At 72.0% G+C, this 17,147-nt stretch carries 13 protein-coding genes; 8 read left to right on the top strand and 5 right to left on the bottom strand.

What is annotated here, in order from left to right:
- Positions 1–48: 48 nt before the first annotated feature.
- Positions 49–1,797, bottom strand: coding sequence for a sodium:proton antiporter (locus tag EDF21_RS14240; RefSeq protein WP_123571806.1), 1,749 nt, complete (start codon positions 1,795–1,797; stop codon positions 49–51).
- A gap of 143 nt (positions 1,798–1,940) precedes the next feature.
- Between EDF21_RS14240 and EDF21_RS14235 the strand changes: the two genes are divergently transcribed.
- The 4 genes from EDF21_RS14235 (at position 1,941) to EDF21_RS14220 (ending at position 6,781) form a co-directional block, all read left to right on the top strand.
- Positions 1,941–3,500, top strand: coding sequence for a carboxylesterase/lipase family protein (locus tag EDF21_RS14235; RefSeq protein WP_123571805.1), 1,560 nt, complete (start codon positions 1,941–1,943; stop codon positions 3,498–3,500).
- A gap of 109 nt (positions 3,501–3,609) precedes the next feature.
- Positions 3,610–4,890, top strand: a complete 1,281-nt coding sequence (locus EDF21_RS14230; protein ID WP_123571804.1) for an inorganic phosphate transporter — start codon at positions 3,610–3,612, stop codon at positions 4,888–4,890.
- Positions 4,890–5,099 carry a hypothetical protein gene (locus EDF21_RS14225; protein ID WP_056048161.1) on the top strand — a complete coding sequence of 70 codons (210 nt, stop codon included), beginning with the start codon at positions 4,890–4,892 and terminating at the stop codon, positions 5,097–5,099. Before EDF21_RS14230 ends, EDF21_RS14225 begins: the two co-directional genes overlap by 1 nt.
- 164 nt (positions 5,100–5,263) lie before the next feature.
- The gene (locus tag EDF21_RS14220) at positions 5,264–6,781 is read left to right on the top strand and encodes an aspartate ammonia-lyase (RefSeq protein WP_056048158.1); all 1,518 of its coding nucleotides are present in this window, start codon (positions 5,264–5,266) and stop codon (positions 6,779–6,781) included.
- 64 nt (positions 6,782–6,845) lie between these two features.
- Here EDF21_RS14220 and EDF21_RS14215 read toward each other — a convergent pair whose 3' ends face one another.
- Complete coding sequence (locus tag EDF21_RS14215) at positions 6,846–7,979, bottom strand: YihY/virulence factor BrkB family protein (protein ID WP_123571803.1); 1,134 nt, start codon at positions 7,977–7,979, stop codon at positions 6,846–6,848.
- A gap of 119 nt (positions 7,980–8,098) precedes the next feature.
- Here EDF21_RS14215 and EDF21_RS14210 point away from each other — a divergent pair, with 119 nt between their 5' ends.
- Positions 8,099–9,475, top strand: a complete 1,377-nt coding sequence (locus EDF21_RS14210) for a PrsW family intramembrane metalloprotease (RefSeq protein ID WP_123571802.1) — start codon at positions 8,099–8,101, stop codon at positions 9,473–9,475.
- A 67-nt stretch (positions 9,476–9,542) separates the two neighbouring features.
- Here the strand turns inward: EDF21_RS14210 and EDF21_RS14205 are convergent, their stop codons facing one another.
- Positions 9,543–10,883, bottom strand: a complete 1,341-nt coding sequence (locus tag EDF21_RS14205; RefSeq protein WP_233568520.1) for an MFS transporter — start codon at positions 10,881–10,883, stop codon at positions 9,543–9,545.
- Between the two features lie 301 nt (positions 10,884–11,184).
- Here EDF21_RS14205 and EDF21_RS14200 point away from each other — a divergent pair, with 301 nt between their 5' ends.
- From EDF21_RS14200 to EDF21_RS14190, 3 genes are all read left to right on the top strand, one after another.
- The gene (locus tag EDF21_RS14200; RefSeq protein WP_043596717.1) at positions 11,185–11,559 is read left to right on the top strand and encodes an FKBP-type peptidyl-prolyl cis-trans isomerase; all 375 of its coding nucleotides are present in this window, start codon (positions 11,185–11,187) and stop codon (positions 11,557–11,559) included.
- Entirely contained in the window at positions 11,559–12,392 is an 834-nt protein-coding gene (locus EDF21_RS14195) for an aldo/keto reductase (RefSeq protein WP_123571801.1), read from the top strand. Before EDF21_RS14200 ends, EDF21_RS14195 begins: the two co-directional genes overlap by 1 nt.
- 150 nt (positions 12,393–12,542) lie before the next feature.
- Positions 12,543–14,834, top strand: a complete 2,292-nt coding sequence (locus tag EDF21_RS14190) for a UvrD-helicase domain-containing protein (protein ID WP_123571891.1) — start codon at positions 12,543–12,545, stop codon at positions 14,832–14,834.
- A 109-nt stretch (positions 14,835–14,943) separates the two neighbouring features.
- Here EDF21_RS14190 and EDF21_RS14185 read toward each other — a convergent pair whose 3' ends face one another.
- Together EDF21_RS14185 and EDF21_RS14180 are read right to left on the bottom strand one after the other, a co-directional pair.
- Positions 14,944–16,065, bottom strand: a complete 1,122-nt coding sequence (locus EDF21_RS14185; RefSeq protein ID WP_233568519.1) for a hypothetical protein — start codon at positions 16,063–16,065, stop codon at positions 14,944–14,946.
- Entirely contained in the window at positions 16,062–17,132 is a 1,071-nt protein-coding gene (locus EDF21_RS14180) for an extracellular solute-binding protein (RefSeq protein ID WP_056048152.1), read from the bottom strand. Before EDF21_RS14180 ends, EDF21_RS14185 begins: the two co-directional genes overlap by 4 nt.
- Positions 17,133–17,147: the final 15 nt, after the last annotated feature.

Below are 17,147 nucleotides of genomic sequence, written 5' to 3'. Positions count from 1 at the left end.
GTGTTCCCGTCTCGTCGCCGGTCCCGCTCACGATACGCCGCGGCGGCGTCACGACCTCGTGCTCGTGAAGGCCGAGGTGTCCATGGCGAGCTCCTCGGCGTCGAGCCCGAGCAGCACGCGCCTCATGACCTCCTCGTCGAGGGCCCCGGCGTCGCGCTCGCGCAGCACCACCTCGCGGCGTTTGGCGAGCAGCTCGCGTCGGATCGAGCCGAGCGCCTGGGGCGCCGCTCGACGGCGGGCGCGCTGGGCGGCCGTCGCCCCCGAGACGTCCCGTTCGTCGGCGTCGTCGACGGCCGTGCGCTGCAGCGCCTCGTTCTGCCGCAGCAGCCGCGTCGTCGCGAGCAGGACGGCGCGTTCGGTGAGCTCGGGACCCCAGCGCTTCTCCCAGTCGGCACGCCGTTCCGCGACGTAGGCCATGGTCTCGTCCGTGCTCGTCGCGAAGACCGCCAGCTCGGCGGCGAGGTCACGGTCGCGCTGCGTGTCGTCCCGGACGCCGAGCACCCTGATGACGACCGGCAGCGTGAGCCCCTGCAGCAGCAGGGTGCCGACCGTGACGATGAACGCGATGAGGAACATGGTGTCGCGCGCCGGCACGGGGATGCTCGACTCGGTGACGGCCGGGATCGACACGGCGGCGGCGAGAGTCACCACGCCCCGCATGCCGGTCCACGAGATGACGCTCAGCTGTCGCCAGTCCATGCGGGGTTGCGGGTGGTAGCGCACCGTTCGCAGAGCCGGCGCCCGCCGCAGCCGGCGGAGCGCGGGCACCCGGCGGAGCTTCCGGAGCACCGTCGAGAGGAAGAGGTACCGGCCGGCGCGGGCCGCGTGGTAGGTGCCGAACACGAAGACCGGGCGCACGAGGACGACCACGGCGAGGACGGCGAGGGCGACGCCGACGCTCTGTCCGAGGCCGCGCTCGCTCTCGCTGACGTCGAGCACGACGGCACGCAGCTGGAGGCCGATCAGGGCGAACACGAACCCTTCGAGCAGGACGTCGGCGGCGGACCAGAACGGGCGCTCCTGCAGCCTGGTCGCGTAGCCCGTGCGGGGCGAGTTGAAGCCGACGTAGAGGCCCGCGGCCACGACCGCCAGCACGCCGGAGCCGCTCAGCTCCTCGGCGGCGATGTACGCGATGAACGGCAGCAGCAGGCCGATGACGTTCTCGACCACGGGGTCGTCGATCCGCATGCGCACGCGGTGGGCGACGAAGCCGAGGACCAGACCGACCGCGACGCCGACGCCGATCGCGAGGCCGAAGATGCCGAGGTCGTCCCAGAGCGTGAGGCTGGCACCGCCCACGATCGCCAGGAACACCTTGACCAGGGTGAGCGACGCGGCGTCGTTGATCAGGCTCTCGCCCGACAGCACGGTCATCACCTTGCGCGGCAGGCCGAGCTTCCGGCCGATGGCGGCCGCCGACACGGCGTCGGGAGGCGCGACCACCGCCCCGACGAGGAGGGCGGCCGGAAGGGTCATGTCGGGGATCATCACGTAGGCGACGCCCCCGACGGCGAAGGCCGTCACGATCACGGCACCGACCCCCAGCCGGGCGATCTGCACGCGGCTCTCCCGGAAGTTCAGCAGCGAGACGTCGAGGGCGGCCGAGTAGAGCAGCGGCGGCAGGACCACGGTCAGGATGACCTCGGAGTCGATCTCGATGTCGGGCACGCCGGGGATCAACGACACGAGCAGGGCGACGCCCACCGTCAGCAGGGGGGCGGGCAGGCCGCGCCAGCGGGCGAAGGCGGTCACGACGAGCGACCCGGTCAAGATGATCAGCAGCTCGCCGAGTTCCATGTGAGCCGGGCTCCGTCCAGTCGTCGGGGCAGCCGTGCGATGTGCATCGACTGCAAAGTCCCGACCATCCTCCCAGGCACCCCCTAGGAGAACGTCGGGTGAACGGCCCCGGTCGACCGTCCGACCACCCGTAGCATCGCTCCGTGACCGCACAGCCCCGGGCGACCGTCCCGGCCCCCGACCTCGTCCGCACCACCCGCTCGGGCGAGGTCCGCGGCGTGCGGGAGAGCGGCGTGCTCGCCTGGCGCGGCATCCCCTTCGCCGCACCACCCGTGGGGCGCCTCCGTTTCCGGGCCCCCGAGGCGCCGGCGGCGTGGACGGGCGTCCGCGACGCCGGCCGGTTCGGACCCGCGGCCCCCCAGGACCGCGTGCAGTTCGTGGGCGTCGACGCCACCACCCCGCTCAGCGAGGACTGCCTGACGGTCAACGTGGTCGCACCGGAGGGCACGGCACCGGGCGACGGGCTGCCCGTCCTCGTGTTCGTCCACGGAGGCGCGTACAGCGTGGGGTCGTCGAGGGAGTTCCCGAGACAGGGCGAGACGCTCGTCCGTGAGGGCGGCATCGTCTACGTGAGCCTGAACTACCGGCTGGGCGCCTTCGGCTACCTGGACTTCAGCCACTGGGCGACCGAGGACCGCCCGTTCGACTCGAACCTCGGGCTGCGCGACCAGGTCGCCGCCCTCGAGTGGGTCCGCGACAACGTCGCCGCGTTCGGCGGCGACCCCGGCCGGGTCACCGTGTCGGGCGAGAGTTCCGGCGGCAACGCCGTGACGACCCTCATGACGGTGCCGCGCGCTCGCGGCCTCTTCCGGGGGGTCGTCGCCCAGAGCGCACCGCCGAACGCCATCTACCCGCCGGACGTGACGCGGCGCTGGGCGGGCGAGTTCCTCGAGCTGCTCGCCCACGACCTGCGCGACGACGACCTCGAGGCCACGAGCGTCGACGACGCGGCGACGATGCTCGCCGAGGCGCCGACGACGGCGATCGTCCGGGCCGCGAGCCGGTTGCAGTTGCGCACCCCGGACGAGGACCCGGGGACGATCTGCTTCAGCCCGGTCATCGACGGCGACTTCCTGCCCGAACGCCCGCTCGACGCCTTCAAGGCGGGCCGGGCCCACCCGGTGCCGCTGATCATCGGCACGAACGACCGCGAGGGGTCGGTGTTCACCGGCCGCCGCGACATCCTCGCCACGACGAAGCCCCGCATCCGGGCCATCTTCGCCGCGACCGAGAAGAAGGCCCGGAAGGCGATCAAGAAGCACTACCCGGGGCTGCCCGCCCGCCCGGCCGCCCTCGACTTCGGCGGTGACTACGCGTTCTGGTTCCCGAGCGTCAAGGTGGCCGAGCGGCACGCGGTCCACCAGCCGGTCCGGTTCTACCGTTTCGACGCCACGACGCGCATCCTCCGCACGGTCGGGGTCGACGCGTTCCACGGTCTCGAGCTCTGGGCGATCTACGACCGCATGGGCTCCGCGTTCGGGTGGGCGATGAGCCTCCTCGGCGGCCGTCGGGCGTTCCTGCGCACGGCGGCGCGGACGCGTTCCCGCTGGCTCGAGTTCGTCCGCACCGGGGCGGTCGCCGACTGGCCGACCTACGACCCGCACCGCCGACGCACCCTCATCATCGACGCCCGCGACCGCGTCGAGCACGACCCGCGGGGCGAACGGCGCCGGGCCTGGCAGGACTTCGTCCCGCACGTGTGAGCCGTGCCCCGGCCGCGCGACGGTCCGCGTCACCCGCCGTTCACCGGGATGTACCCCGCAGGTCACCACCGAGTTGACCCGCGTCCACCCACCTGTGACACTCAGGCCGGTGGACATCACACTCATCGTCGTCCTGGTCATCGCGCTGGCTCTCTTCTTCGACTTCACGAACGGGTTCCACGACACGGCCAACGCCATGGCGACCCCGATCGCGACCGGCGCGATGAAGCCCAAGGTCGCCGTCACGGTGGCCGCGATCCTCAACCTCGTCGGCGCCTTCCTCAGCACCGAGGTCGCGAAGACCGTCTCCGGCGGCATCATCCGCGAGGGGGACGGCGGGGTGCAGATCACCCCCGAGATGATCTTCGCGGGCCTCATCGGCGCCGTCGTCTGGAACATGTTCACGTGGCTGCGAGGGTTGCCTTCGAGTTCCTCGCACGCCTTGTTCGGCGGGTTGATCGGTGCGGCGATCGTCGGTGCCGGCATGGGGTCGGTGGACTTCGGCGTCGTGCTGTCGAAGGTCGTCCTGCCCGCCCTGCTCGCGCCGTTGATCGCCGGCGTCGTGGGGTACACCGCCACGCGGCTCGCCTACACGATCACCCGACGCCGCGACGACAAGAGCGAGCGCGGCGGGTTCCGCTACGGCCAGATCTTCACGTCGTCGCTGGTCGCCCTCGCGCACGGCACGAACGACGCGCAGAAGACCATGGGCGTCATCACGCTCACGCTGATCGCGGGCGGGTTGCTCACGCCCGACTCCGGCCCGCCGTTCTGGGTGGTCGTCGTCTGCGCGTTCGCCATCGCCCTGGGCACCTACACCGGCGGCTGGCGCATCATCCAGACCATGGGCGGCGGTCTGACCGAGGTCAAGCCCACCCAGGGCTTCTCCGCCGAGGCGTCGACGACCGCGACCGTGCTGGCCTCCAGCCACCTGGGCTTCGCGCTGTCGACGACGCAGGTCGCGAGCGGCTCGATCATCGGTGCCGGCCTCGGACGCCGCGGCTCGAAGATCCAATGGGGCACCGCCGGCAAGATCGTCGTCGCCTGGTTCATCACGTTGCCCGCCTCGGCGGCGGTCGGCGCCGTCGCGGCCCTGATCGCCACGCTCGGCGTCGCGGGGCTCGTGATCGACGCCGCCGTCGGTGCCGTCGTCATCGCGGGGATCTTCGTCATCTCCCGCCGCCGGCCGCACGACCAGGGCTCGGCCATCGAGGTCGACGTCGCCGCCACCTCGGTGCTCTCGCGCCGCCGTGCCCGACGCGCCGTCCGCAAGGGCCGCGTCGACACTCCCGCGTCCGGGGTCGAGGCCCCGTTCGTCCGCATGGACGACCCACCCGAGCCCGTCCCCGCCCCCCGGGGTCCGGTCCCGACCGACGACGAGGTGCGCTGATGATCGACTGGTCCGCCTTCCTCGTGGTCGCGCTCGTGGCGCTCTTCTCCGCGGCCGCCCTCGTCTCGCTCTACTCGCTGGGCCTGCGCCTCCTGACCGTCGAGGGCCGCACGCCCGTCCGCACCGCCGCGGGGTACGCCTGCTTCGTCGTCTGCGCCCTCGGCGTGCTGTACGGCATCTACCTCATCGTCCCGGGTTTCCACCGCTGACCCTCGGCCACCCCGGCTCGTCTCGTCCCCAGGGCGGGACCCCTCTCGGACGGCCGCCCCGCGCCTCCGCGGGAACGGCCCGTCGGCGGTCCCGCCGGTAGGCTCGACGGAAGCGTCCGGTCGACGACGACCGGGCCCCGACTGACGACGGAGGCTCACCACACGTGACGACCGAGACAGCAGCACCGACCCGCACCGAGACCGATTCGTTGGGCAGCCGCGAGGTGCCCGCCGACGTCTACTGGGGCATCCACACCGCCCGGGCGCTCGAGAACTTCCCGATCTCGCAGCGGCCGATCTCGGTCTATCCCGACCTCGTCACGGCCCTCGCCCTCGTGAAGCAGGCGGCGGCCCGCGCCAACGTCGAGATCGGCGTGCTCGACCCGGTCAAGGCCGAGGCCATCGAACGCGCCTGCGAAGAGATCCGCGGGGGCGCGCTGCACGACCAGTTCGCCGTCGGGGTCATCCAGGGCGGCGCCGGCACGTCGACCAACATGAACAGCAACGAGGTCATCGCCAACCGCGCCCTCGAGCTGCTCGGCCACGCCAAGGGCGAGTACCGCCACCTGCACCCGATCGACGACGTCAACCGCAGCCAGAGCACCAACGACACCTACCCCACCTCGATCAAGATCGCGATGGTGCTCACCCTGCGGCGCCTCCTGGTCGAGCTCGACCTGCTCGCCGACTCGTTCGCCGCCAAGGGCGCCGAGTTCCACGACGTGCTCAAGGTCGGCCGCACCCAGTTGCAGGACGCCGTGCCCATGACCCTCGGGCAGGAGTTCACGGGCTTCGCGCACACCCTGGCCGAGGACGTCCAGCGTCTGCGCGACGTCGTGCCGCTGCTCGGTGAGATCAACCTCGGCGCCACGGCCATCGGCACGGGCATCACGGCGGACCCGCTCTACGCCGACGCCGTCCGGCGACACCTCAGCACGCTCTCGGGCATGGACCTCGTCACGGCCCCCGACCTCATCGAGGCGACGAGCGACACCGGCGTCTTCATGACGCTGAGCGGCGCCCTCAAGCGCAGCGCGATCAAGCTGTCGAAGATCTGCAACGACCTGCGGCTGCTCTCGTCCGGTCCGCAGGCCGGCATCAGCGAGATCACGTTGCCGCCGCGCCAGGCGGGGTCCTCGATCATGCCGGGCAAGGTGAACCCGGTGATCCCCGAGGTGGTCAACCAGGTCGCGTTCTCGGTGGCCGGGGCCGACGTGACGGTCACGATGGCCGCCGAGGCCGGCCAGCTCCAGCTCAACGCGTTCGAGCCCGTGATCACCCACTCGGTCATGCAGAGCCTGCAGTGGATGACCTACGCCTGCCAGACCCTGCGGATCAACTGCGTCGACGGGATCGAGGCGAACCGCGCCCGCCTGACCCAGCAGGTCGAGACGAACGTCGGCAGCGTCACGGCGCTCACGCCCTACATCGGCTACACGGCGGCGGCGGCCATCGCCCACACGGCGCTGACGACCAACGCGGCGATCGCGCCCCTCGTCGTCGCGGCCGGCCTCATGACCGACGAGCAGGTGCGCAAGGTGCTCTCGCCCGCCCGACTCTCGGGGCTTGCGCCGATCACGAGCGCCATCACCGTCATCGACGTCGAGGACCCCGCCGCGGCGGTGGCCCGGGCGGCCAACACGACGGGCGCCCGCAACCCGGGCGACGAGACCGCCGGCTGACGCGACCACGTCGGGGAGGCGCGGTGCCGGTCGACCGGCACCGCGCCTCCTCGAGGCGCGGCCTCTACGACGTCGAGGGGGCGTGGGTGGTCGGGTCGACTTGGTCGGCGCGCTGAGCGGCCTGCGGCCGTTCGTCGGCCGGCCGGTCTCGATCACCCCGGAGGTGGACGCGCCGGAGTTCGTCGGGTTCGAGCACGCCGCCGTTCTCGCGCAGGGCACGCTCGCGGATCGCCCGGCCCACCCGGACGTCCCAGGCGAGGTTGCGAGCCAGGATGTGGTTGCGCGCCGTGTCGCGGAGCGGCAGGGGGATGACCTCTTCGGCCTGCACCCCGCGACGGAGCTGGCGCATCCGCAGGATCTCGCTGTCGAGCTCACCGCCGATGACGAGCACGAAGTTGCTGATGTACGCGTAGAGCAACACGACCACGACGCCGCCCACCCAACCGTAGAAGCGGTCGTAGTTCGACACCGTCGCGACGTAGACCGCGAAGCCGACCGTGGCGAGCGCCCAGCCGCCGAGGGCGACCATGGCGCCGTACGACACCCAGCGCAGGCGCGGTGGCCGCACGTTGGGCGTGAAGAAGTAGAGCATCGCGACCGACAGCACGGCCAGGGCGACGAGCACCGGCCACTTGACGACGTCGTAGAGGTCGGTCCAGGGGCGGCCGATGCCGAACCGTGCGGCCACCGCGTCGCTCAACGTGGGCGTCACCAGCAGGATGACGGCGATGACGGCGAACGACACCATCAGGACGAGCGTGACGATCATCATGTGGCCGCGGAACTTCCAGATGCGGCGCCCCTCCTCGACCTCGTAGGCCGTGTTCATGGCCCGGCCGAACGCCGTCGTGTAGGCCGACAGCGACCACAGCGTGAGCCAGAGGCCGATGCCGAACGCGACGCCGGGGTTCGACAGGCTGAGCATCTGTTCGAGCGGCCAGCGCAGGGTGTCGATCGCGTCGGGGGTGAGGACGTACCGGGCCACCGAGAGGATCTCGTCCACGGCGTCACCGTCGTCGACGAACAGCGCGACCCCCGAGACGAGGGCGAGCGCGCCGGGCACCAGGGCGAGCATCGAGAAGAAGGTGAGCGACCCGGCCGCGTCGATGGTGCGATGGCGCAGGAAATCGTGCCAGACCCGCATCACCACGTACCGGACCAGCGACGGGTCCTCGGGCAGGGAACGCGTCGAGGCCATCCTGCGAGATTACCGGGCCGTCCGGCTCGTCGCGGCCCGCCCGCAGGCTGCGCCGACCCCGGCGTCAGGCTGCGCCCGCAGGCTGCGCCGACCCCGGCGTCAGCCCGTAGGGTCGGGGGATGACCTGGTCCGATCCCCGCGGCGTCGGACACGACGCGTACGGCCGCCCGCTGACGCCGTACGCCGACCCCTCCTCCGTCACCCCGGGGGCCGCTCCCGGGTGGTCGGCGCATGCTCCCGCGGTCAACCCCGAGCCGGTCTGGTACCCCGTGCAGCCGGTCTTCGTCCAGCCGACGCCTCGCCGCCGGGTGGCCAGTGCCGTGGCGCTCGCCGTCGGGTTCACCGTGATCGGCACCTTCGCCCTGGCCGTCGGCCTGTACTTCCTGATCTTCGTCCAGCCCGCCGTCCTGCTGGCCGGGAGCCTGCTCGCCTTCGTCCCGTTGGCCATCGTCCTGGTCGGCATCTGGTTGGTCGACCGCTGGGAGCCCGAGCCGCGCGTGGCGCTGCTCTTCGCCTTCCTCTGGGGTGCGGCGGTCGCGGTCGGCACCGCACTGATCGTCGACATCGCCCTCACGACGGCGCGGTCGGTGCTCGGGGTCCGCTCGAGCGGGCTCGAGGACGTGCTCGGGGCGGTGGTCCAGGCGCCCCTCGTCGAAGAGGGGGCCAAGGGGCTCGGCGTGCTGCTGGTCCTGTGGATCTTCCGACGCCACTTCGACGGCCCGGTCGACGGCATCGTCTACGCGGCGACGGTCGCGGCGGGCTTCGCCTTCGTCGAGAACATCCAGTACTTCGCTCTGCAGGTCGGGGAGGACCTGGCCACGGGAAGCCAGGGCCTCGCCTACGTCTTCTTCGTGCGGGCCCTGATGTCGCCGTTCGCCCACGTGATGTACACGGCCTGCACGGGCTTCGCCCTCGGTCTCGCGGCACGGCGGACGGGCCCGTACGGCGCGATCGGCTGGTTCTTCGTCGGCCTCGTCCCCGCGGCGGGACTGCACGCGCTCTGGAACGGTGCCCTCTTCGTGGTCGGCGACGGCTTCTTCATCTACTACCTGCTCGTGCAGGTGCCGATCTTCGTGGCCATGGTGTTGCTCGTGGTGTTCCTGCGACGCAACGAGCGGAGGGTCACCCACGACCGGCTCGCGGAGTACGCCGCGGTCGGCTGGTTCAGCGCCGACGAGGTCGGCATGCTCTCGTCGAGCGCCGGTCGCCGCCGCGCGCGGTCGTGGGCCGCGTCACGGGGCATCCGACCCGCCATGAAGGTCTTCATCTCGAATGCGACGCGCCTCGCCTTCACCCGCCAGCGGCTGGTGAAGGGCCGCCGCGCGCTCGACGAGGCCGTCCAACGCGACGAGGCCGAGCTGCTGCAGGCGCTGACCGCGAGTCGCGTCGCCCTGCAGGCTCCACCGACGGCCTTCGTCGGGTACCCGCAGCACCCGGGGTGGCCGTCGCAGGTGGCCGGGCCGCCCGTGCCGCCGCAGTCGGGCCCCGGGTGGTGAGGCGCGCCACGACGGCGACGGCGACGGCGGTGACGGCGGCAGCGGCGACCGTGGCCACCGCCGCGGGTCAGGGCGTCGGCGCCTCCGCGTCGTAACGTCCGAATGCGGGCGTCAGCCGAGCCACGAGGGCGACGAGGGCGACGACCAACAGACCGCCGAGCAGCGGCGGCCAGAAGACGGCGATGCCCGCGACGAGTCCGACGAACAGGTCGCCGACTCGCGGCCCGCCCGTGACCACCACGATGAAGATCCCCTGCAGGCGGCCCCGCATCGCGTCCGGCGCGGCCGACTGGAGGATGGTCGAGCGGAAGATCGAGCTCACGTTGTCGCTCGCACCGGCTCCGGCCAGCGCGAGGGCGGCCCCGCCGAGGGCGGCCAGGTTCGCCTGGTCGAGTCCGGCCGTGACGCCGCCGCCGTGGGCCGGCGTCACGAGCAGCACGACGCCGAACGCGGCGATGCAGAGACCGTAGGCGGTGATCGCCCACCGCACGGCGACACCCTGTCGGCGCACGTGGCCCAGGCGTCCCGAGAACACGCTGCTCAGCAGGGCGCCCACGGCGAACGAGGCGGAGAGGACGCCGACCGTCACCGCGCCTCCTCCGATCACGAGCGTGCCGACCACCGGGTAGAGGACGCGGGGCATGCCGAACGTCATCGCGACGACGTCCATGACGAAGGTCGTCCGGATGTTCGGCGACCGCTTCAGGAACGCCAGGCCGAAGCGCAGCGATTCGAGCCCCGGACGCTGGGTCTCGCCCTCGGGACGGATCGGGGGCAGCGTGACGATCCCGAGGAACGCCGTCGAGAACAACACGACGTCGACCGTGTACGTCAGCGAGAACCCCACGCCCGCCACGAGCACGCCGGCCAGGGCGGGTCCGACGGTGAGCATCAGACCCATGCTGATGCCGCTCAGTGCGGAGGCGGCGGGCAGCAGCTCGCGGGGCAGGAGGCGCGGCACGATCGAGGCGCGCGAGGTCGCGATCATCGTGCCCGCCACGGCGTTGACCGTGGTCAACAGGTAGAGCAGCCACACCTCGTGCAGCCCGAGGTACGCGTGCAGCGCGATGGCCGCGGTCGAGAGCCAGGCGAAGACGGCGGCGACGAGCGCGACCTTCCGACGGTCGAAGGCGTCGGCGAGCATGCCACCGTAGAGGCCGGCCAGGATCATCGGGACGAGCGAGACGACGCCGACGAGCGCGACGGCGAAGGTCGACCGGGTGATCTCGAAGATCTCGAGCCCGACGGCGACGAGCGTGAGCTGCGTCCCGATGCCACTGATCGCGCTGCCCGCGAAGAGGCGGGCGAAGGCCGGACTCGTCCGCAGCGGGGTGACGTCGACGAACAGCGGGCGACGGGCGGGCGCGGCGGGGTCGGGCGGCGGAGGCGGAGGCGGGGTGGCGGACAAGCTGCCATTCTTGCCGATCGTGCAGGTTTCCGCAGGCCGGCGGCGGCGGCGGCAGCCGGTGCGGCTCCCGGCGCCGCCCGGGCCCCTGCCCCGGGCCCCTGCCCCGGCCCGCCCGGGCCCCCGCCCCCAGCCGCGGCGGAGCCCGATCGATTTGGCGTCCCGTCACCGTCGGAGTAGCGTCCATGTGTTCGCATCGATGACGTCATCTCGGTGCGGATGTCGGGTCGGCTCCTCGAGCCTCGCAGGGAGGACGCGAGTGGCCGACCCGCCCCCTCGGCCCGTCGGTGGTTGGATGGTCGGCATGACTCACGATCCCCAGACCAAGCCCGAGATCGACGCCCCGACCGGCCCCGCCCCCACCGAGCTGACGATCACCGACATCACCGTCGGCGACGGAGCCGAGGCGCAGTCCGGCTCGACCGTCAACGTCCACTACCTCGGCGTCGAGCACGACTCCGGCGAGGAGTTCGACTCGTCCTGGAGCCGTGGCGAGGCCATCAACTTCCCGCTGCAGGCCCTGGTCCGCGGGTGGCAGGAGGGCATCCCCGGCATGAAGGTCGGCGGACGCCGCGAGCTCGTCGTGCCGCCCCACCTGGCCTACGGCCCCGCCGGCGGCGGGCACCCGCTCTCGGGCAAGACGCTCATCTTCGTCATCGACCTGCTCGGCGTCAGCTGATGACGGTCGCCCCCTCGGTCGGCCTCAACGACGGGCGCACCCTGCCGCAGCTCGGCCTCGGCACCTACGGGCTGAACGGCGACGAGGGCACGGCGCAGGTCGTCCAGGCGATCTCGTCGGGCTACCGTCTGCTCGACACGGCGCTGAACTACGGCAACGAGGCGGCCGTCGGGGCGGCCATCCGCGAGACCGACGTGGCCCGTGACGACCTGGTCGTCACGACGAAGCTGCCCGGCCGACACCACGGGTTCGACGAGGCCCTGGCGAGCTTCGACGAGAGCCGGGCGAACCTCGGCCTGGACTTCGTCGACCTCTACCTGATCCACTGGCCCCTCCCGCGCATCGACAAGTACGTCGAGGCGTTCAAGGCCTTCGTCCGGTTGCAGGAAGACGGCCTCGTCGGCTCGGTCGGCGTCTCGAACTTCACGGCCGAGCACCTGCAGCGAGTCGCCGACGAGACGGGCGTGGTGCCCGCGGTCAACCAGATCGAGCTGCACCCGTACTTCCCCCAGGCCGAGTTGCGTGCCGTGCACGAGAGCATGGGCATCGTCACCGAGAGCTGGAGCCCGCTCGCGAAGCAGAGCGAACTCCTCACGGAGGTGCGGGTCACCGACATCGCGCGGGCCCACGGCAAGACGCCCACGCAGGTCGTCCTGCGCTGGCACGTCCAGCTCGGTGCGGTCCCCGTCCCGAAGTCGGCCGACGCCGGTCGTCAGCGCGAGAACCTCGACGTCTTCGACTTCGAGCTCACGCCCGACGAGGTCGAGTCGATCAGCGGCCTCGAGCGGGGCCGGCTGTGGGACGGCGACCCGCTGACCCACGAGGAGTTCTAGGCCCGGCTCCACCGCGGCCACCCCAAGGAGGCGCGCTCGTCCCCCCGAGGACGAGTGCGCCTCCTGCGTCTCGGGACGGATTCCCGGGCCTCGCCGTCGGTGGTCGGAAGCTAGACTGGCGTGCCGACTTTTCCCGAAGGGTACGAACACCTGTTGTCATCCGAGATCGACCGCGAACGCGCCTATGTGGGCACCCTCTACGAGCGCCTCGACGAGCTGAAGGCCGACGCCCGCGTCCGTCTCGAACGGACCCGCCGCGAGACCGTCGGCGGCAACCACCAGAGCCGCAGCGAGCGCGACGCCTACGCGCGCCTGTACGAAGACACCATCGTCCAGCTCGGCTCGGTCGACGAACGGCTCGCGTTCGGTCGCCTCGAGCTCGAGACGCCCGACCTGCTCGGCCAGACCGGCGACGTCGACCGCCCGGCCGAACCGGGCGAGGGCGGGCGCTACCGCTACATCGGCCGCATCGGCCTGCGCGACGAGGCCCACCACCCGATCCTGCTCGACTGGCGCGTCCCCGGGGCCAGCGCGTTCTACCAGGCGACGGCCGCGACGCCCATGGGCGCCCGGGCCCGTCGTCACCTGACCCTCGACGGCCGCACGGTGACCCGCCTCGAGGACGAGGTCTTCGACCCCGACCTGCTCGATCGCGACGACGTGCAGCTGCAGGGCGAGGGGGCGCTCATGGCCGCCCTGACCGCCCAGCGCACCGGCCGCATGACCGACATCGTCGCCACCATCCAGGGCGAGCAGGACCGGATCATCCGCTCTCAGCTCGACGGCGTGCTCGTCGTCCAGGGAGGCCCCGGCACGGGCAAGACGGCCGTCGCGCTGCACCGGGCCGCGTACCTGCTCTACTCGCACCGCGACCGGCTCAAGGGTTCGGGCGTCCTCGTCGTCGGGCCGTCGCGGTCGTTCCTGCGCTACATCGAACAGGTGCTCCCGTCGCTCGGCGAGAGCGGCGTCGTCCTGTCGAGCCTCGGCGGCCTGTACCCGGGCGTCGAGGCCCAGACCGACGACGCGCCCGACGTCGCCGCCCTCAAGGGGTCGGCCGAGATGGCCGAGCTCATGCGTCGCGCCGTCCGGTCGCGGCAGGTCCGCCCGGCCGAGCCGACGACCATCGACATCAACGGCGAACGTCTCGTGGTGCGACCGGAGCTCGTCGGCGAGGCCATGCGCAAGGCCCATGAGCGCGGCAAACCCCACAACGTGGCCCGGGTCACCTTCAACAAGGCGGCCCTCTCGGCCCTGACGCGCCAGCTGGTCGACCAGATGCGCGAGCACGGCACGACCGTCGACGAGTCCGACGAGGCCGTCCTCCGGGAAGACATCCGGCAGTCGTACGACGTGCGCGTGCTGCTCAACACGGCCTGGCTGCCGCTCAGTGCCGAGAAGCTCGTCGAGGACCTCTTCGCCCGGCCGAACTGGCTCGCGTCGATCACCCCGCGCTGGACGCCCGAGCAGCGCGCCCTGTTGCGGCGTGAACGCGGAGCGGGCTTCACGGTGTCCGACGTGCCGCTGCTCGACGAGGCCGCCGAGTTGCTCGGCGAGTTCCAGACCGGTGTCGACCCCGAGCGCCTGGCCCGCAAGGCCCAGCGCAAGCGCGACATCGAGAACGCCGAGCGGGCGATCGAGAACATGGGCGTCGAGGGCATGGTCAGCGCCGAACAGATCGCCGGCGGCTTCGCCGAGCGGGCGGCGTCGATGACCACGGCCGAGCGGGCCGCGGGCGACCGTGCCTGGGCGTTCGGCCACGTGGTGGTCGACGAGGCGCAAGAACTCTCGCCCATGCAGTGGCGACTGCTCTCCCGGCGCTGCCCGCTGCGGTCGTTCACCGTCGTCGGCGACATCGCCCAGGCGTCGAGCCCGGCGTCGGCGACCTCGTGGGACCGCGCCCTCCAGGCCCTGCTCGGCCGTCGTCGCGGCGGAGGCGCCCAGGGCACGTCGGCTCCGTGGCGGCTCGAAGAACTGACCGTCAACTACCGCACGCCGGCGCAGATCGTCACCTACGCCGAGGGCGTCGCGACGGCGAGCGGTCTGCAGATCACCCCGAGCCGATCGGTGCGCTCGAGCGAATGGCCGGTGCGCGAGGTGACCGGCGCCTCCTCGAAGGACGACTTCGTCCGTGCCACCGTCGACGCCGTCCGGGCCGACCGGGCGATCGACTCCGAGGGCACGCTCGCGGTGATCGCCCCCGAGCAGGCCGTCTCGACGCTCGTCGAGGCCCTGTCGGCCGAGTTCGACGGTCTCGTGGCCGCCGGCACGGCGTCGTTGACCAAGCCGATCTCGGTGCTGAGCCCGGCGACGTCGAAGGGTCTCGAGTTCGACTCGGTCGTCGTGGTCGACCCCGAGCGCGTCCGACTGGCGAGCCGACGCGGCAACGCCAGTCTCTACGTGGCGATGACCCGGCCCACGCAACGCCTCACGGTCGTCTCGTAGGCCGGGTCGTCTCGCAGGCCGGGTCGGGGCGCCGGGGCCGGCCGGCTCGGCCTGTGCCGACTCGGCCTGTGCCGGCTCGGTCCCCGCGCCGGCTCGGCCCCTGACCCGGTCAGGCCCCGGCCACCCCGAACTCGTCGTCGAGGGCCGCCAACTCCCGGTCGACGCGTGCCCTCAGGGCGTCTTTCTCGACGGCGGGCAGCCAGCTGGCGTCGACGCCAGCGGAGGCCATCGAGCGCACCTGGTCGGCGGTGGCCCCGATCTTTTCGTGCACGATGCGGTACTCGGCGGCGAGGGTCGTCGGGAACATGCCCGGGTCGTCGGAGGCCGGCACGACGTTCAGGCCCGCCTCGAGCATGGCCTCGATGGAGGCGCGGCGCCAGGGACGCCACGACCGTCGCGAGGTCGTCGACACGACGGTGAACGCCACCTGCTCGTCGCGCACGCGCGCGACGACCTCGTCGTCCTCGAGCACGTAGTACCCGTGGTCGATGCGGTCGCAGCCGAGCTGGTCGAGGCACGTGATCGTGTTGACCGCCGTGGGGGAGTGCTCGGACGAGTGCGCCGTCCGGCCCAGCCCGGCCTCGCCCGCGAGTCGGTAGGCATCCACGAACCGCTCGGGTGGCCCGCTCGTCTCGAGGTTGTCGAGACCGATCCCGGCCACGTACTCGTGCGGGTGGTCCACCACCTGACGGACGAGCTCGAGGGCGTGCTCGCCGCTCCTGCTGCGGTCGATGCCCTGGATCATGCGCCCGGTCATGCCGAAGTCGCGCTCGGCGAGCCGGATGCCCTCGGCGTAGGCCTCCACCGAGCCGGTGTAGCCGAGCGACGCGAGGTGCGGCGGGACGGCGTCGAAGAACAGCTCGAGATGCCGCGTCGCACTCGCGTGGTGCGCGTCCTCGAAGGCCTCGTAGACGATCCGGGTGAGGTCGTCCGCGTCGCGGAGCACCTCGACGACCCAGTTCGAGGCCTGGAACAGCGAGTACGACACCTCGGGCTCGTCGACGCTGCGCCCCTGCGGCACGGGGATGCGCGTGTCGCGGTAGAGAGCCGGGTCGGGCGGGAGCGAGTTGATGTCGGCGAAGATCCGCTCGGGCTCGTCGGGCAGGTCGAGACCCTCGCGGCGGGCCAACTCGGCGAAGGTGCTCGCGCGGACCGTCCCGATCAGGTGGCAGTGCAGGTCGACCTTGGGCATGCGGTCCAGGTAGGCCGGGGGCAGGGTGGTGTCCGTCACCGCGAGGTCACCTCGCGGGCGAAGCGGTCGACCCAGTCCGAGCGGGTGGGGACGAGTTCGGTCGGGTCGAGGGTCGAGTAGCCCGCCGCGACCGGGTCGGCGGCGATGTCGCCCACGACGGCCTCGATCGTGTCGGGCACGGTGGCGCCCGGGGCGACCGGCAGGTCGCCGACGATCTCGGCGGACGATGTCTGCGCCTCGACCGAGAGCAGGTAGTCGATGAACTGGTTCGCACCGTCGACGTTCTCGGCGCCGGTCGGGATCATCGCGCGGTTGGTGGCCATGTAGCGGCCGGTCGCGGGGGCCGTCCAGGCGATCGGTTCGCCGGACTCGACGAGGTCGGTCGCGAAGCCGCTCAGGGAGTCCGCGGCGACGATCTCGCCCTGCGTCAGCAGGTTGGTCACCTCGGTGGAGGAGCTGTAGAACTGCAGCACGCCGGGGGCCCACTCGCCGAGCCGGTCGAGGGCCGCGTCGATGTCGTAGGGTCCGTCGCCGTACTCCTCCGCGACGCCCGAGACCATCAGCTGGCCGGCCGTCACCGAGATGTCCGGCAGGGCGACCTTGCCCGAGAGCTCCTCTTCGCCGTACAGGCTCCACTGCGCGGCCTCGTCGGCGGTCAGCTCGTCGGTCGAGTACATCGTCCCGTTGAGCTGGTAGCTGTAGGCCGGGCCGAGGTACGAGTCCTCCTTCGCGAAGTCGGCGATCTCGTCGAGCGACGGCACGGCCGAGGCGTCCACCTGCTGGAAGAGGTCGTCCTCCTGGCCGAGTGCCGCGTAGTAGTCCGAGATCAGCATGACGTCCACGTCGGGCTGCCCGCCCGCGACCTGCAGCTGGGACAGGCGGTCGGAGTTCGATCCGGTGTCGACGACCACCTCGATGCCGGTCTTCTCGGTGAACGGGTCGATGACGGCTTCCTGGAACTCCTCGACGCCGAACGGGAACGTGCTCACGGTGATCGTGTCGGCGTCGGGCTCGCCGCCGCCGTCGGCGGAGCAGCCGGCGAGCACGAGGGTCGTCGCGGCGACGCCGGCGACGATCGCCAGGCGGGTGCGGAGGGTGGAGGTCATGGTCGTGTCCTTTCG

Origin of the sequence: Frigoribacterium sp. PhB118 (assembly GCF_003751725.1) — a bacterium.
In the GTDB taxonomy this organism is placed as follows: domain Bacteria; phylum Actinomycetota; class Actinomycetes; order Actinomycetales; family Microbacteriaceae; genus Frigoribacterium.
This window is presented reverse-complemented; position numbering and strand designations above follow the sequence as displayed.

Coding starts and splice junctions, on each gene's coding strand:
- EDF21_RS14225 (WP_056048161.1), top strand. CDS start 4,890: ATGATCGACTGGTCCGCCTTCCTCGTGGTCGCGCTCGTGGCGCTCTTC.
- EDF21_RS14240 (WP_123571806.1), bottom strand. CDS start 1,797: ATGGAACTCGGCGAGCTGCTGATCATCTTGACCGGGTCGCTCGTCGTG.
- EDF21_RS14195 (WP_123571801.1), top strand. CDS start 11,559: ATGACGGTCGCCCCCTCGGTCGGCCTCAACGACGGGCGCACCCTGCCG.
- EDF21_RS14215 (WP_123571803.1), bottom strand. CDS start 7,979: ATGGCCTCGACGCGTTCCCTGCCCGAGGACCCGTCGCTGGTCCGGTAC.
- EDF21_RS14210 (WP_123571802.1), top strand. CDS start 8,099: ATGACCTGGTCCGATCCCCGCGGCGTCGGACACGACGCGTACGGCCGC.
- EDF21_RS14180 (WP_056048152.1), bottom strand. CDS start 17,132: ATGACCTCCACCCTCCGCACCCGCCTGGCGATCGTCGCCGGCGTCGCC.
- EDF21_RS14200 (WP_043596717.1), top strand. CDS start 11,185: ATGACTCACGATCCCCAGACCAAGCCCGAGATCGACGCCCCGACCGGC.